Below are 16,215 nucleotides of genomic sequence, written 5' to 3'. Positions count from 1 at the left end.
TTTGAGAGGTAATTCATATCTTGTAGCCTAATATGCTTTTATTCCGATAGAAGCATTGATGATTAAACCACACTTTTTCATTCACACCACCCAATGCAAAGACCTAATACTGAAAGCTCCATTCTCATCATTTACACGGGAGGTACTATCGGTATGGTAGAAAACCCGGCTACAGGCGTACTTGAAGCTTTTGACTTCACCTACCTCAACAAGAATGTTCCGGAGCTTAATCGCTTCGGATGTAATATATCAGTAGAGCAGTTCGATCCCCCTATAGACTCCTCTGCGATAACCCCGCAGGAGTGGATACGCATAGCGGAGATTATCAGGGACAATTATGACAGTCATGACGGATTTGTCGTACTCCACGGTACCGATACAATGTCCTACACCGCATGTGCGCTGAGCTTTTTGCTCAACAACTTGTCCAAACCTGTTATCCTTACAGGGTCGCAATTACCAATAGGCAAATTAAGAACAGACGGAAAAGAAAACCTCATTACAGCCATCGAGATAGCAGCAGCCAAAATCAACGGTAAAGCACGAGTGCCGGAAGTTTGCATCTTCTTCGAAAATTACCTCATGAGAGGGAATAGAACCTCCAAAGTAAGTGCTGATCAGTTCAATGCGTTTGATTCGTTCAACTATCCCCAGCTGGCATATGCAGGTATAGATATTAAATATAATGATGGCGCTATCATGCAACTCCCGCATGATATGCCCCCTTTCTCAATCAGTACAAACCTCAATCCCAACGTAGGCATACTCAAGCTTTACCCTGGGATTACCAGAGAAGTAGTAGAGAGCTACCTTGCCATACCCGGGCTCAAAGGCATCGTATTGGAAACATTCGGGAGTGGCAATGCTCCTATGGATGAGTGGTTCCTCGAGGCTTTGGAAAAAGCTGTAAAGAATGGGAAAGTCATTGTAAACGTAACTCAGTGTGTTACGGGCTATGTGGATATGACTCGTTACGAGACAGGACATCTGCTCGAGAAGATAGGACTCGTCAGCGGTTATGACAGCACTAGTGAATGTGCGCTGGTAAAATTGATGTACCTCTTCGGGCAAAACCTTTCTCCTGAAGAAGTAAAATGCCAAATGTGTTTACCTTTGCGTGGTGAAATAAGCATAGAGGGTGTGTACTGTCACCACTGAACGGATCATACACAATGAGCCCTACAGGATCAAGAAGCAAGAGGAGATATAGAAGTTGATAAAATTTATGAGTTTGTCCAGTGGCAGCAGTGGTAACTGCTACTATCTGGGTAATGATAACGAAGGAATACTACTAGATGCGGGAATCCCCATCCGCACCATCATAAAATCGCTCAAACAAGAGCAAATACCCTTTGACGCCAATCACCTCAAAGGTGTACTCGTCACACATGACCATGCCGATCATATACGTACCATCGGGTGCATAGGAGAAGTACATCACCTTCCCGTCTATGCTACCCAATCCGTACACAAAGGCATTGAAAAGAGTCGTTTTGTACAAGAGAGTCTATTCTCATCCAAAAGGGTTATATGCCCCAATGAGACATTTACCCTAGGAAATTTTGATATCACACCATTCCTCGTACCTCACGACAGCTCTGAAAATGTAGGCTACCACATTACAGCACCGGGGTTTAGGTTTACCCTTATTACAGATGTGGGGCATATCACTCCTGAGATTAAGCATTTTGCATCCATGGCAGATCATTTGGTTATGGAAGCTAATTATGACGAAGAGATGCTTTGGGGTGGACAATACCCACAATTTCTCAAAGAAAGAGTATCCGGCCCTCTGGGACATATCAGTAATCAGGATACAGCCGACTTTCTGGCTTCTATCTATCATCCCAATATGAAAAACATTTGGCTATGTCATCTCAGCAAAGACAATAATCACCCTGAACTGTGTTGGAAAACAGTAGAGTATCGACTTTTTTGTGAAGGTATCAGAGTGGGCAAGGACATCTCACTCACGGCATTGCGACGCACAAGCTGCTCTCCCATGTATCTGCTGGAGCCATAAACACGACTTTGCCCACATGGTATATTCGGAGTGCTATTCTCTTATCAGAGAAGAATTATTTTGCCCTCATATAACCGAGACTGTTGCAAAAGTCAACAGTCTCATGGATTTTGGAGGCAAAGCCGACAAAAGACACTTTGACCGGGCAGAGAAGGTAAAGTGCAAGGCGCTAAGAGTGAGTGCACAGGGAGTTTACTTCAGGTAAATGACCAAGCGCGAATCTCGCAAGCAACGAAGCAATTGGCCTGTTATACAACGGTCTCAACCAGCATATAATTTGAAATAAACTATAATTGGAGAAAGGAGCATACAATGAAAAACAATAATTTGAGTAGAATTATTTCTAAAAAACTATTGCATCGTATTTTTACGGTCTTACATATAGGCTCATATATTGCATTCTTCGCCTGGCTCATCTACAATCAAGTCACTGATATTTATGACAGAAGAGTCATGAGTGCTCTACTCATCTTACCTCCAATAGTTGGTTCTATTAAGTATAAATTAAAGGATAAAGAGGATAAAGAAGAAAAATAAAGATACTTTCTCTAAAAAATTTGTAACGCTCAAAAATGTTATCTTAAATTTTTGAAGGGCAAGAGAGTAATAATAATGAGGCTTACACAGACAGGTGTAATTTAAGGAAATTATCTCAGATTTGATTACTACTACTCAAGGAGTGGTAGTATTCCTTTTATAACCAATTTTCCACTGTTTAGTCTTTTGAAGCCCCTTCCAAATCAGAGCCTCGCACTCCTCGTACTATTGTCTGAAGAGTGCGAGGAGAGTCCGTGATCAGAATATGGGAGCTAAATAGTCGCCCCTTAAAATCGCGTTTATTTTCTGATATACAGTGAATTACATTCTTATACTCTTTGATAAATCTGCAAGTTTTTGTATCTTTGGATGTAGAAACTTGCAGATTTTTTATGATACGCCCTACTCAAACAGTTCAATCTCTATTCTCTTCGCTGGACGATTTGCTTAACCAGCAACATCCTCTGTATAAACTTTCCCATAAAATCGATTGGAAAAGGTTCGAAGAGGATTTTTCTTCCTTGTATTGCCCTGACAATGGTCGTCCCGGTAAGCCTATTCGTTTAATGTGTGGTCTTTTAATTCTGAAGCATTTGCGCAATATTTCAGATGAATCTGTTGTAGAACAATGGAGTGAGAACGCTTATTTTCAATATTTTTGTGGCATGCAGGAGTTTACTCCTTCCTTTCCCTGCAATGCCTCGGAACTGGTTCACTTCCGCAAACGTATCGGCGAAAGAGGGATAGAGCTTATTCTTGCAGAAAGTATTCGTGTGAATGATGACAAAAATGAGAAGGATCACCACGATACCGCTTTTATAGACTCCACCGTGCAGGAAAAGAATGTGACTTATCCTACAGATGCCAAGTTGCATAAGAAGATAGTAGGCAAGGTTCTCAAAATCGTAAGGGCTCTCAATCTACCCATTCGTCAAAGCTATACTTTCGTATTGAAAAGAATTTATCGGGATCAACGTTTTCGCAACCATCCCAAGAACCGTAAGAAAGCTCTTAAAGCGGATAAACGGTTACGAACAATAGCGGGACGTTTGGTTCGGGAACTTAAACGAAACCTGGGTAATAACAGGGAGTACGACAAACTCATTTCCCTCTTTGAAAGGATTCTTTCGCAACGGCGTAATTCCACTCAAAAGATTTATTCTATTCATGAACCGGATGTTCAATGCATCAGTAAAGGTAAGGAGCACAAAAAATATGAGTTTGGAAACAAAGTCTCGATTATACGCTCCATGACGGGAGTGATTTTGGGAGCCTCTTCTTTCCGTAATGAGTATGACGGACATACCATAGAGCAAAGCCTCGATCAGGTGAAGAGACTCACGGGAGAAAGGATTAAGAAATTGGCCGGAGATAGAGGTTACCGTGGGAAAAAAGAAATAAACGGTACGCAAATATTGATTCCTGACACTCCAAAAGCTAAAGACAGTTATTATCAACGTAAAAAGAAGCATCGACTTTTCTGCAAGCGTGCAGGAATAGAACCAACTATCGGACATTTGAAGTCAGATTATCGCTTAGGACGTAACTTTTACAAAGGGCTCTTCGGGGATGCTATCAATGTAATGTTAGCTGCAGCGGCATATAACTTCAAAAGAGCCATGAAGCTTCTTTTGTACCTAATAAACAAAATCAGCGAAACACTCCCAATGGAGAGGATTGCGCTGAAATGTGCTTTTTAAGGGACGACTAAATAAGAATCCCATTTCGTTATTTTATAAAGGTAAATCCTTTTGTCACGTTGACGATGTACAATGATCACGTTTGGGTAATACGAAATTAAATTCATACAAAGTGGATTGTCTTTCCACATAATATCTTTTAGAGGTTTCATAAGGTTATCGATATTAGACAACTTCAGCTTTTCAAAGCCTTCTATTGAAAGAAGTTTTCCATAATCCTTAGCAAAATAGAAATAATTTGATATGCGCCAGTACTTTTGATGAACAAAATACCAACCAGCTTCAGGTCTGTATGAGAGTCTCCAAATTCTTTCTTTATTGTTGTCCATTTGAGTTGGATTATCGTAGTAGTCGTAGTAGATGTAAATGGTATCTAGATTGACATACTTTTCAACTATGGTATCTTTATTTGCATGAGTAGATGCTTTGTTTATATAAGCAATACTGAATATGAATAAGCTTATAATCAACTTAATCAGGATAGATTTATTATTATTTTTCATCATCTATGGCCAATACGATTGTAGATTTCTTTTATTCTATCACGTTTTATTTTTCCTAGATTATCCCACTGTTTAGTGCCTTGAAGCCCCATCCAAATGAGAGCCTCGCACTCCCTTATGTTATTTGAGGAGTGCGAGAAAAATTAAAGATCAGAAAATGGGAGCTAAATTTGATTCCCACTTCGTTATTTTATAAAGGTAAAACTTTTTGTCTCTTTGTCGATGCACAACGAAAACGTTTGGGTAATACTCAGATAAATTAAAATAAGTCGGATTATATTTCCACATAATGTTTTTAAGGGGTTTCTTAAGGTCATTGATTTTAGAAAACTTAAGCTTTTTAAACTCATCCATTGATAATGGCTCACCTAGATTACCACAAAAAAAGAAGTGGTCAGTGAGACGCCAATTTTCTTGATAAAGAAAAAAGTTTCGATCATATTTACTTATGATTTTTGTCCAATATCTGTTTTCTTTAAAATCTTTTCGGGGAGGATTATTAAAGTGGTCATTGTAGATATATACGGTATCTGCTATTACATACGGTTTAGGAATGGTATCTGCATTCTTTTGAGCGGATACAATTTTTATGGTTGCTATCCAGATAATAGCGCTAAATAATAAAACGTAAATTCCCTTAGTTTCTTTTATTTTTTTCATCATCTATAAGCTATACGATTATATATTTGGATTATTCTTTGTTGCCTGTCACTTCCCAAATTACTCCACTGTTTAGTACCTTGAAGCCCCATCCAAATGAGAGCTTCGCACTCATCGTTTGAATAATTGGGGTCAAAGTCTGTCATTATTTCACAGAAGATATTGATGTAATTGGCAGCAATATATTCATGCTGGGCTTCCTGTTGAAAACGTTGGAAGTAGTCATGTAGCCCTGGATAATCATGATTGAAATATTTTTCATCCACCACTGCCATGTTCACAATGGGTAAGTGTTTGGATTCAGACAGTAATATGCTATGAACTCTTGCATGCACCATTTCATGAATCACCACCGAAGCCTGTAGTATATCAGAAAGCTTATTAATTTCATCTTCGTTAAAGGCAATATGGGTATTGAAATTACCAGGATTTTTCTCTGTGTTGCCTGGAGGGTATGTTTTTGCAAAAGCAGATCCTTTCATTTTCTCAACTGATAAAATTAGGTTGCCAACTGCATTTTTACCTAAGAACATTTGTTGGATTTTTTGCATCAGATTACTAGATTCCATCAATCTATCATAAATTTTTTTAATGTTAGATTTTTTAAAAGACTCTTTTTCTAAAATTATTGGCTCGGGTGTCAAGGGTGATAAATCAACTCCTCCCCCTCCAGAGTCATCATCATCAGATATAGTCATACATTCGGTATTTAAATTTGAACCTGAGCCAACTCGCCTTTTCTTCAGCCTATCTGACCATTCGGAATTATTAGATTGACCATTTGAGGATTTGCGTTTTCTACCTTCAACAACTATTTCATCTAATTTCAAATTAAACCCAAACTCCGAATCCGATCTAATTTTTGATTTTTGTACAACCATATACTCACCCGGGTTCCTAAAAATAGGATATAATTGAGTTTTATCAGGGATATTATTATCGGTGATTTTGGTCAACCGTTTAATAATCTTACCTTCACTATAAATCCATCCATTGGTAAGTGAACCATTAAGGTCATGGAAAATTATGGAGCCATCATAGTTAGGCTCTCTATGTAAATATGTATTGTATGATAGCCTATCGTAGTGTTTGTCGATGTACTCTTTTGAAGGAATCAAGGTCATTATAAAGCCGCATTTATTGTTATTAGGGTCTGTGATAATGACTAATCTACTGACAGAATGAAAATATTTCCAGTCATCTGGGTTTTTCAAAAATCTATCTGCACTGCTTTCATCGAGGAAATCAAGTTTGATAACGTCTGTTAAATCGTTCTCTACAACTTTGAAGTTATTAAATTGAGATACACCTATGAAACGCCACTTAGGGTTATTAAAAAACAGTTCGGCACTACTATTAGTAGCTTTCATTTTAGAAATGTTGTTGTACCACTCCTGAGCTGATCTGACTTCAGGGCTATTACTCATAAATGATATATTGTCATTTGGATTTGATTCCTGTTTGATTTCAAAATCCTTTTGACAACTCCAAAAAAATACTGATAGAAAAAAAAGAAGAGGAAGTCTTAGTGTTTTCATTTAATTAATAATTATTGGTTGTTAATCCCATGTAAGATAAAGAAAATAATAGAAATAGATGCAAATACTACAAAATAGTTATTGAGCCAGAGATAGGCATGAGCAAAAATCTTATATTTGTAAAATCATTGGATTAACACCTATTTCTATACCTCAAATCTATGCATACCTCACCCCACGTAATGAGTTTGATTATCTTTTTCGTTGTCAGTAGTATCACACTTTATGCACAAGACGAACAGGCTTTTGTGCATGACTGGGAAGCGTGGTTCGAAGAATATGCCCGTGAGCAAAGGACAGAAGGGTCAGAACTGCAAGAAGAGGAATTATCTGCATTGTGGGACAATCTCCAAGCCATGGCCGATAATCCTCTACCGGCTAAGGACATCAACCAGGACTATCTGGAACGGTTGCCTTTTCTCAATAGCTTTCAAATCAATAGACTTGTCAGTTATATACTAGATAAGAAAAGCCTTTACTCAATATACGACCTCAAACTCGTAGACGGGTGGGATATTACTACCATCAAGCGATTCTCTGCCTTTATAAGATTCGATTCCGATAAACTCAGCCTTATAGGCGAAAAGTCGTTGAAGCAGCGGGCCAATACAGAGATGGCCATGGTCTATGGGCGGAAAATAGGAGACAAAGTGCAGGAGGGTAAGAGCAAATGGATTGGAGAAGACTACTATTCATCGGTACGGTTTCGTCACCAATCGAAGCATAAGTTTTCTATGGGAGTAACAGCAGAAAAAGACATGGGGGAGCCTTTCAGCAAAGATATTCACAAAGGGTTTGACAGCTATTCGGCACACATGGCTTTCAAAAATAGGGGAAGACTCCGCCAAGTCATCTTAGGTGATTATCGATTTGGATTCGGGTACGGGCTTGTAATCAATCAAGGCTTCGTCCGAGGGACATATTCATGGCAGTATCAAGCAGGTAAGAAATCACCCGGTCTGAGGGAAAAATACGCAACATCAGAATCCGGTTTTATGAGAGGGATGGCCGTGGAATATGAAAAAGGCAAGTCCCGGTGGGTAGCATTGTTGTCAGCATTACCTCTGGACGCTACCGTGAGCACAGACAACGATGGGCAGTGGACTATCAGTAGCCTTACAGAGACGGGACTTCACCGGACTCCCCGTGAATGGAAAAGAAGGAACACTACCCGTATCTACACCATGGGAATTTTCTATGTGCGCCAGTATTATCATGGTCAGTGGGGCGTAAGCGCTTTGTACTATAGTTTTGGTAAAGATAGATTGCTACAGCCTCCGGGATATGCAGGTATCGAAGAGCTGAAACATCTGAGAAACAATCACAATATAGGTAGCTACTACGAATATATGCCGGGAACAGGACGCCTGAAGGTCTACGGAGAAGGAGCAGTATCTGCAACTCATGGCTATGCTGCTGTGCAGGGGATCAACTACAGCAATGATAACATAGGCTTCTTCAACATCATAGGCAGAGCTCTGGGTCCCACTTATTGGAGCTATTACGGACAGACTCTCACACACTACCGGCACGCCGGTAATGAGTGGGGAGTATATGCAAGTGCCGAATTGCCCAAGACTTCCAAGCAGTACACACTGGGAATGTATGCCGATGTTTATAGGAGTATGCGCCCAAGATGGAGAGCCTCAAAAAAAGTACGGGGTCTGGAGTGGAGTGTATACGCCATGCACACGGTAAATAGATACATCAACTGGAACATCAGGTACAGACATCTCTCTGATCACAAAGGTAAATCAAGACATTCGCTACGTGGGCTATTTACTTTTGTCCCCAACAAACAATATGCTTTGTACATCGAGCCATCTTATTCTTTAGCAAAGAATACACCGGAGGAAGATCAAGCCAGGAAGTCAAGTAAGGGCTTGGGAGTAAGCTTCAAACTGGACGGACAAGATGTGCAGGGACATTGGAAATACGGAGCACATTATGCTTACTATAATACAGATGGCTGGGATAGCCGTTTATATCTCCCTCAACAACGTATGAGATATGTTTACAGCTCGGCTTTCGGGTATGGCAAGGGCCATTTTACGGGGTTATGTATCCGATACAACAACGGGCATAAACTCTCAGTTGAGTCCAAATGGACCTATCGCTCAGGAAACGAACTATCACCACCGTCACAAAACATATTCTTCTCCGTCAGGATAAATGTGTAGATACAAAAAGCGCAACGGATATACCGTTGCGCCATAATATCATATCTCTGAAGGGGGTGAATATTACTGTAGAATAATCTCACCGAAATATTGGGGACAATGGAAGTTAGGTTTGTCCAAAGGTATGGGAGACCAACTCATGTAGTGGGGATCACTTGTTCCGTCTGCACAATTATAAAAGTTGGCATAAAACTTTTGGGGGATAGTGTCATACCCCATCAAATCCCACGGGATCATTACTGTGAGTTTCCATACATGTACGCCATGCTGCTCAGGAATGATCTGCCCCTCAAGAGGGGTATAGCGAAGTATACGTGCGTACTCATCAGGGGTAAAGACTCGGCTTTGCTTTCTTGTCTGATGAAAAGCCGCATAACAGACACCGGCCACATTGAACTCAAAGTTGGTATATGATGCACCCTCTTCCTTTTGCATAAAAAACTCTACACAACTATCTTCATGAACATAATTACCATCGCCGGGCGACAATGCCCGCAGCGACAATCCGTCGTACACGTAAGACAGATAGAGGCCTGCCTTGTTATAAGCAACCCACACAGAAACCTGCGGAGCATAGGGGAACCGGGTAGCCCAGTTGTGCCGGTCAATATTTATCCTTTTACCTTTATTCTCCAGGATGGATTGAGCCTCCATGAATCCGATAGTATTGGTAGGCAGCTCTTCCACGTAAGGGATTGTAGCTTGTATCATATTCAAAAATGATGTTAACTAAGTCCGGGAAAAATTATCATCCATATACCGGATATCAAACCGATCACAGATATTAAGGTGAATAGGAGCGCCACGATCTTATTGATCCATACAATTCCATTCATACTTATTTTTTCCCTGAAATGATTGACAATATAGGTGATAAAAAACCACCACAGAAGCCCTCCTACCGTGATACCGAGGATCGCTGAAATAAACTGCAGTGACGGATGTAAGGATTCCTTGACAAAGTTGAAACGCGAATAAAGAGCGAGAAAGAAGAATACGATAAGAGGATTGCTCAGTGTGATCAAAAACGAAGCCACAACTTTGTGCACGCCTTTCATTGAATCTATTTTCTGTTCCTTGGAGTCTTTGAGTTTATGAGTAGGCGTACTCTTATAAAGGTAATACCCGAAGGCAAGCATCAACAAACTGCCCACGATACGTAATGCGGCATCGTTTTCGGCTATGAAATCCAGCACCAGTCCTATGCCTAAATAAGAAATTATACCATACACTGTGTCGCTTATAGTAGCTCCTACACCGGTAAGCAACCCCTCTCTACGTCCACGTTGTATGGTTTCCCTGAGACATAGAATTCCTATTGGACCCATGGGTGCTGCAACGAGAGTTCCTATAACGATACCTTTTAATAATGTAATGATCATCAATTGAAAATTTTTGTACTTGTGTCTTCAGAAACAAGTCAGAGCCGTGCAAAGGTACAAATTTAATGACTTACTTCCACCTTTGTTGTGTGTTTGCCATGTGAGTCTTCTATCTGTACGATATATACACCACGTGGTAAACGGCTCGCCAAATCTATATAAGTTACAGAGCTTTCCAGCTTGAGATAGATAGCTCTGATGCCACTCATATGATAGACAGAGAGCTTTGTAAGATCTTCTATCTTGCCCAAAGCAGGACGTTTCGATTGAATCATGAGCCTGCGCCCGTCGCACTTTACAATATAGGAGTCGTACATGGATGTATCGGTAGGAGCCTTGCCATGATCGAATGAAGACTGGGTAACCAAGTCTATCCAATAGGCACCGTCGTACGGATGACTGGGGTATTCAGATGCATTGATCCACTTGCCTCCTGCTTCTTGTACATAAGCTATACGGCGGTGGGCAAAACCATCTCTCAGACGAAAGACGGGGAGTGTAAATTTATTACCGGCATTGAGTTCCACACTCAACTGATATTTACCACCCTGATTGATATCAATGTACTTACCTTGATTATCTCTCAAGGGAATAAATACCTCTAAAGAATCCGCAGAGATAGTGCGAGGTCTCTTATTGAAGCCCGAAGAACTAAAATCGTATGACGAGTAACCGGGGTAACCCATTATTGTGTGCCACTGCCCTGCGGAGCCTTCCACCTCACCGTTTTGCTGTACTTCTCGCAGGGCTACTTTGAGCTGAGGGAAACTGCCGGCAATCACTTGATTGCCTTTGAATACGACATAAGCGCCCAATATGCGAGTGCCGGGATCAAGATCATACCTATTGCCTATGCCCCTGACTCCTTCTCCCGGTAGAGCAGCTTCTATATCCTGATTATACACTGAGCCCAGCACCCCGCTATGTCTTACTAAAGGATGTCCCTCCAGAGGATCAAAGCCATTGCACTGCTTCGCTCCGGAGTGATCAGGATCAAGCCATGCACTTAGTACCTGATTTTCCATGGGAGCTTCAGTGCGTTTGTTCCATGCAGTATATATAGCATAATAAGCATCGTTGGCAGGGCTCGCGCAGGAAGACGCTCCGCCGGTGAGAGCTCCTATGATCAATCCGTCTTGATCGAAAAGCGGAGATCCTGAAGATCCTCCCGCCGTACAACCAATATCCCATTTACTGATAAGCCAGTGATGCTTGTGCCATTTAATCATACGATTTTGATCTTCTGTAATAAAGTCATCCAAAGTCAAAGTTGCTGTAGTCATGGAGTACCTTTTTACCGACGCCAAAGGATGATGTATACCGAAGTGGGAGCCCTTGACGTCGGTACTTATATTCCATCCGCTAAAGTAAGGATTGTATTCAGCGGGTATCTTAGATTTGTTGAGCCCACCCTTAGTTGAGGGTACACCGGTTATCTTTACCAAGCACATATCAGACGTCTCATCCAAGGCTACCAGTTCAGCTCCTGAAAGCGTAAGTTCTTCAGTAGCCCTAATATATTTTTCCGGAATTTGAGACTGAAACCCGAAAAAGAAAACCATGGTTTTCACTGCATTGTGGATATAGTTCATATCCCCCTTATTCTTATATATATTATTGACACAATGTGAGGCGGTCAATAGATAAGGTGTACCGTCATTTCTGAGATTGTTGATCAAGGCACCTGAACACACAGTGGTGCCATTGACAATAATAAGGGTTACACTGCGAGCTTGTTTATCTGTCTCCGGAAAACTCTTCACATTAGGGATACAATTTAGTCCTGCTAATTCAAACCAAGGCTCACCTACATTGCTACCTCCGAGTCTTGACACAGATTCATTGTACAATCTCTTTAGTCCTTTGTAGTCATGGTATACATGCGATATAACAAAGGGCACATCTGCACCTGTAGCTTGGGAATAACCTTGTGGAAAATTATATTCTATAGTCACCTCATCTCCTTCGATGGGAGATATCTGCAGCTGCATATCAGGGTTGTTATTCTCTTCCGTGTATGCTCCATGTATTGCTCCATATTCATTGTAAAAAAAGAGCTTACCCCCTTGAGGTATCCTGAAGCGCTCAAGCTTAAAGCCAAGGCTGTAAGCGCCATTGGACTTGATCTTCATGCGCCATATACGCGTTCCTTGATCGTTTGTAAAAATCTCACCTATACCTGATGGGCTGATGCTCACAGCTCTATCTATCGCAAAGTTGAGCACTCTGAATCGTGCATTGTTACCAAGGGCTGCGTTTGTCTCTTGTTTTATTATTTGCATGGTATCAAGAGATGCCATTTTATAGATGGCACTGGCAGGTACCGTGGATAAGCCTCGGTTTGTTTGGACACGGGCACCTACACCTTTATCGGCCAATGAAGCAGGCAAACCTCCTACGGTATATTGGGCATAAACAGTAGGCAGACCTCCTAATAAAAGTAATATTGAAAACAGGTATATACGTAAAGTTTGATTATTTGTCATGTGTAAATGAGATCTTATTGGTAAATGAGAATAGAAAGTAGTTAAATGGTAATTTATATTTACAATGGTGTTTACATTAATTGGTAAGTCGCCACCTCTCCCATATACAACGTGGTAGGAGCTGCCAAGCGCGTACAAGGAAAACGTAACGTCTGTCTATAATCTTGTGTCGACGTTTTTTTCTTATCGCTTTTGTTATTTCACCTGCTACAAAAGTCTTATCCATCATAAGAGGATATTTATCTTGTTTGAGCAAAGGGGTGTCTACAAAACCCGGCTTTATCTCGGTAATGTTGATAGGGGTGTTGCGAATGGCCGAGAGTTGTTTGAGCGACTGCACATACCTTGCCTGAAAAGCTTTAGTCGAAGCATAAGCCGGAGCTACACCCAGTCCTCTATAAGCAGCTATAGATGTGATAGCCACCAGGTGACCATAGCCTTTTTGCTGGAAATAGCGGAAAGCTGTACCCACACTGCGGATAAAACCATCTACATTGACAGCGGCAGTAGCCAATTCTTTGTCCAGATCAAGGTCTCTGTTTTGCCACCCCACACCGGAGCTGTGAATGTAAATATCAATGCCCCCCATCTCGGATATGAAACCCTCGATGAGAGTATCAGCATTGGGTTGAGTAATATCTATTTTTTTTAAATATACGTTGTTGGGATAAAGGCTTTGAATATCCTGCAATTGCTCCGTGTGTCTGCCACACAGAGCCAATTTGTGACCCTCGGCAGCATATCTTATAGCCAACTCCTTGCCCATACCTGAAGTTGCCCCCATGATAAATATTGTAAGTTTTGAGGCATCTGCTGAGGCTTTGGGAGTATGGTGGGCTGTATCATTTTTCATTTTCAATAATATTAAAATCGAGATTCTTCAAGATCTCTTTGTCCTGAGGTAAAGCATTTATTACTTGATATGCGCTCATCTCACGAGGATATTTATAAGCTTTGCGCAGTTCCTCGAAAGTAAGGTAGCTTGATCTTAGAGCCCTATCGGTAGGGACAGGATCAAATGTGTAGAGTAAAGCTCTTTCTATGCGAAACCCTGTAGCCATAGACATGTCTATTCTGGGACTGAGCGGAGGCTCCGGTGTTATATCACGGAGCTTATCTCCGGGATCGATGGAGAAATATTTACAAAATGCATCCATACACATACGAGCTCCGTTGGCCTTGCCGTCAGAAGAAAATCCCGCAATATGAGGTGTAGCTATATCAGCCACACGCAGAAGCTCTCTGCTGATGTTAGGTTCTCCTTCCCAGCAGTCCACGATAAGATTGGTAATAACCCTGTTGCGCTTAGCATCGAATATCGTAGGGGTATCACCCACTGCTCCTCGACAAGCATTTATGACGATAGGTTGCTTGGCACAACTTTCAAAGAACCTTTTTCCTATCATATGATAAGTAGGGTACTTGCCCCCTTTCTCAAGCGGTACGTGAAAAGAAATGATATCACACTGAGAAGCCAGTGTATCCAGATCCCTAAAGTCCTCAACCGAATCACCCTCCTGCTCTGCCCTGGGCGGATCACAAAGCATAACCTCCATACCCATGGCCAAAGCCAGCCTTTTGACTTGCTTGCCTACATTACCCACTCCTACTATACCGAGCCTCTTGCTTCTGAGTGAAAAGCCGTCTCTCATTGATAGCCTGGAAAGACTGCACATCACATACTGAGCCACAGCAAGGGCATTGCAGCCCGGAGAATTCGTCCAGTAGATGTTATGTTCCCTGCAGTATTGGGTGTCGATATGGTCATATCCGGCTGTAGCCGTTGCTATAAATTCTACAGCTGTGCCTTGCAGCAACTCTGCCGTGCATCGGTTGATGCTCCTGATAATAAGGGCTTCAAAGCCATGTCTTTTGAGGTTTTCGTTTGTAAATTCCTCTTTATCCAGATAGGTTACTTCAGCTAATTGATCCGCTACATGGCGGATATAAGGTACAGATCTTTCTACTGCTAACTTGACCATATTAATAATACCAAAACAGGTTGTTAATGATTGTAATTAGGCTTCTCCTTTGATGTGCGGAGGCTTCATCACTCCCGCTGCACCTTGTTCTTCTTCAAGATTTATCTTGCCATGTTGAGCTTCGAAATCAACGACGTTTTGTTGTAGTGTATTGATGAGTCGCTTCACATTGTCGGGAGTCATAATAATTCTGCTGAATACTTTTGCCGAGGGTTTTCCGGGTATCATGCGCACAAAATCCATTACAAATTCGCTTTGTGAATGCATCACAATGGCTAAGTTACTATATATGCCTTGAGCTATGTCATCGGGAAGTTCAATATTAAAAGACTGATTTTCTGTGTCTATATTTTTATCCATTATTAACGTAATTAGGATTAGTGTTATATATTTTTTTCAAAGATAAATATTTAGCCTTATAAAGTCCCTATTTGAGCGCTTAAAAACGCTTATTTTTTAGATGCTCACCTCTCAAAAGCGTACCGATCAAAGTAATTGGAGGAGCTTTGTACTTTTGAGCAATAAAATATCAACAATAAAAAACACAAGATGTATAAAAATGGGAAGTAATAATTTTATTTTTCATCATCATAATTTACGCACAAGGATAATAAATTCTCTGAAAAAAACGACCTTCTCTCTTGACAAAGGGGGTACTGATGTTGTATCTTTGAGGGATAAGAATAATGCGAATATAAAAGACAATGAAAGCCCGAACAAATTATATACCCAATACTGCCACCTCTGCCGAGGTTTGCTCTATAGCACACCCTATGAGCGTTGAGACTTACTCTGGCTTACATTTTGTCAAAATAAATCGAAAGAGATGAAATATCAATTTGTCAGAATATAAAAAATCCATTACAATCATGGACAAAAGCCGTATAGAGGATCTAACACCCTCTTTACGGCTTTTTTGTTACAGTGCTGTAATGTGTGTTTTTCTTAACTAAGTTTTATTATTTTTCTAACTACATGATGATATTTTTCTAACTACGTCACTCCGGTTTCTTAGTTAGAAAAATAATGTAACGTAACTAAGAAAATAATGCGGCTTAGTTACAAAAATACCAAGAGGATTTTAGCCAAACACAGTGTTATCATAAAGATACGGCTTGGTGCATATTACCATATTTTATGTTTCAAAATATGCGTTTTATGCTACTATTTGATATTCTATAAATATAAGATATACGATGGATAAATAAAACAAAATGCAAGTTT

Annotated in this window: 13 protein-coding genes; 4 read left to right on the top strand and 9 right to left on the bottom strand. The window is 40.7% G+C overall.

Annotated features, from left to right (window positions below; all coding sequences use genetic code 11):
• Window positions 1-93: 93 nt before the first annotated feature.
• The 3 genes from VYJ22_RS02495 (at window position 94) to VYJ22_RS02485 (ending at window position 4,260) form a co-directional block, all read left to right on the top strand.
• Window positions 94-1,158, top strand: coding sequence for an asparaginase (locus tag VYJ22_RS02495; protein ID WP_329904855.1), 1,065 nt, complete (start codon window positions 94-96; stop codon window positions 1,156-1,158).
• Window positions 1,159-1,225: 67 nt separating this feature from the next.
• Complete coding sequence (locus VYJ22_RS02490) at window positions 1,226-2,023, top strand: MBL fold metallo-hydrolase (RefSeq protein ID WP_329904854.1); 798 nt, start codon at window positions 1,226-1,228, stop codon at window positions 2,021-2,023.
• Between the two features lie 929 nt (window positions 2,024-2,952).
• Window positions 2,953-4,260, top strand: a complete 1,308-nt coding sequence (locus VYJ22_RS02485; protein ID WP_329903152.1) for an IS5 family transposase — start codon at window positions 2,953-2,955, stop codon at window positions 4,258-4,260.
• Here VYJ22_RS02485 and VYJ22_RS02480 read toward each other — a convergent pair.
• From VYJ22_RS02480 to VYJ22_RS02470, 3 genes are all read right to left on the bottom strand, one after another.
• Entirely contained in the window at window positions 4,257-4,766 is a 510-nt protein-coding gene (locus VYJ22_RS02480) for a hypothetical protein (protein WP_329904852.1), read from the bottom strand. The two genes, VYJ22_RS02485 and VYJ22_RS02480, sit on opposite strands and share 4 nt — an antisense overlap.
• Window positions 4,767-4,913: 147 nt before the next feature.
• Entirely contained in the window at window positions 4,914-5,426 is a 513-nt protein-coding gene (locus VYJ22_RS02475) for a hypothetical protein (RefSeq protein WP_329904851.1), read from the bottom strand.
• Window positions 5,423-6,961, bottom strand: a complete 1,539-nt coding sequence (locus tag VYJ22_RS02470) for a hypothetical protein (RefSeq protein WP_329904849.1) — start codon at window positions 6,959-6,961, stop codon at window positions 5,423-5,425. Before VYJ22_RS02470 ends, VYJ22_RS02475 begins: the two co-directional genes overlap by 4 nt.
• A gap of 182 nt (window positions 6,962-7,143) precedes the next feature.
• Between VYJ22_RS02470 and VYJ22_RS02465 the strand changes: the two genes are divergently transcribed.
• On the top strand, window positions 7,144-9,141 hold the full coding sequence (locus tag VYJ22_RS02465) for a hypothetical protein (RefSeq protein ID WP_329904847.1): 1,998 nt from the start codon (window positions 7,144-7,146) through the stop codon (window positions 9,139-9,141).
• A gap of 63 nt (window positions 9,142-9,204) precedes the next feature.
• On the opposite strand, the gene VYJ22_RS02460 is transcribed toward VYJ22_RS02465, so the two are convergent.
• From VYJ22_RS02460 to VYJ22_RS02435, 6 genes are all read right to left on the bottom strand, one after another.
• Window positions 9,205-9,852 carry a carbohydrate-binding family 9-like protein gene (locus VYJ22_RS02460; RefSeq protein ID WP_329904846.1) on the bottom strand — a complete coding sequence of 216 codons (648 nt, stop codon included), beginning with the start codon at window positions 9,850-9,852 and terminating at the stop codon, window positions 9,205-9,207.
• Between the two features lie 14 nt (window positions 9,853-9,866).
• Entirely contained in the window at window positions 9,867-10,523 is a 657-nt protein-coding gene (locus VYJ22_RS02455; RefSeq protein WP_329904845.1) for a LysE family translocator, read from the bottom strand.
• Between the two features lie 62 nt (window positions 10,524-10,585).
• Window positions 10,586-13,009 (bottom strand): trypsin-like peptidase domain-containing protein, encoded by a 2,424-nt coding sequence (locus tag VYJ22_RS02450; RefSeq protein WP_329904843.1) that lies wholly within the window; start codon window positions 13,007-13,009, stop codon window positions 10,586-10,588.
• Window positions 13,010-13,085: 76 nt separating this feature from the next.
• Entirely contained in the window at window positions 13,086-13,862 is a 777-nt protein-coding gene (locus VYJ22_RS02445) for an SDR family NAD(P)-dependent oxidoreductase (protein WP_329904842.1), read from the bottom strand.
• Window positions 13,852-14,991, bottom strand: coding sequence for a 4-phosphoerythronate dehydrogenase (locus tag VYJ22_RS02440; RefSeq protein ID WP_329904841.1), 1,140 nt, complete (start codon window positions 14,989-14,991; stop codon window positions 13,852-13,854). Before VYJ22_RS02440 ends, VYJ22_RS02445 begins: the two co-directional genes overlap by 11 nt.
• 36 nt (window positions 14,992-15,027) lie before the next feature.
• Window positions 15,028-15,351, bottom strand: a complete 324-nt coding sequence (locus VYJ22_RS02435) for a DUF3467 domain-containing protein (protein ID WP_329904840.1) — start codon at window positions 15,349-15,351, stop codon at window positions 15,028-15,030.
• Window positions 15,352-16,215 lie beyond the last annotated feature (864 nt).

It is taken from the genome of Porphyromonas pogonae (assembly GCF_036320655.1).
Taxonomy (GTDB): Bacteria; Bacteroidota; Bacteroidia; order Bacteroidales; family Porphyromonadaceae; genus Porphyromonas; species Porphyromonas pogonae.
Note: the sequence above shows the minus strand (reverse complement) of the source record. Positions and strands in the feature narration are given on the sequence as shown.

Bases quoted from the DNA above. Each gene is read 5' to 3' on its own strand.
- VYJ22_RS02455 (WP_329904845.1), bottom strand. From the start codon at position 10,523: ATGATCATTACATTATTAAAAGGTATCGTTATAGGAACTCTCGTTGCA.
- VYJ22_RS02465 (WP_329904847.1), top strand. From the start codon at position 7,144: ATGAGTTTGATTATCTTTTTCGTTGTCAGTAGTATCACACTTTATGCA.
- VYJ22_RS02440 (WP_329904841.1), bottom strand. From the start codon at position 14,991: ATGGTCAAGTTAGCAGTAGAAAGATCTGTACCTTATATCCGCCATGTA.
- VYJ22_RS02470 (WP_329904849.1), bottom strand. From the start codon at position 6,961: ATGAAAACACTAAGACTTCCTCTTCTTTTTTTTCTATCAGTATTTTTT.
- VYJ22_RS02450 (WP_329904843.1), bottom strand. From the start codon at position 13,009: ATGACAAATAATCAAACTTTACGTATATACCTGTTTTCAATATTACTT.
- VYJ22_RS02485 (WP_329903152.1), top strand. From the start codon at position 2,953: ATGATACGCCCTACTCAAACAGTTCAATCTCTATTCTCTTCGCTGGAC.
- VYJ22_RS02490 (WP_329904854.1), top strand. From the start codon at position 1,226: ATGAGTTTGTCCAGTGGCAGCAGTGGTAACTGCTACTATCTGGGTAAT.
- VYJ22_RS02460 (WP_329904846.1), bottom strand. From the start codon at position 9,852: ATGATACAAGCTACAATCCCTTACGTGGAAGAGCTGCCTACCAATACT.
- VYJ22_RS02435 (WP_329904840.1), bottom strand. From the start codon at position 15,351: ATGGATAAAAATATAGACACAGAAAATCAGTCTTTTAATATTGAACTT.
- VYJ22_RS02445 (WP_329904842.1), bottom strand. From the start codon at position 13,862: ATGAAAAATGATACAGCCCACCATACTCCCAAAGCCTCAGCAGATGCC.
- VYJ22_RS02495 (WP_329904855.1), top strand. From the start codon at position 94: ATGCAAAGACCTAATACTGAAAGCTCCATTCTCATCATTTACACGGGA.
- VYJ22_RS02480 (WP_329904852.1), bottom strand. From the start codon at position 4,766: ATGATGAAAAATAATAATAAATCTATCCTGATTAAGTTGATTATAAGC.
- VYJ22_RS02475 (WP_329904851.1), bottom strand. From the start codon at position 5,426: ATGATGAAAAAAATAAAAGAAACTAAGGGAATTTACGTTTTATTATTT.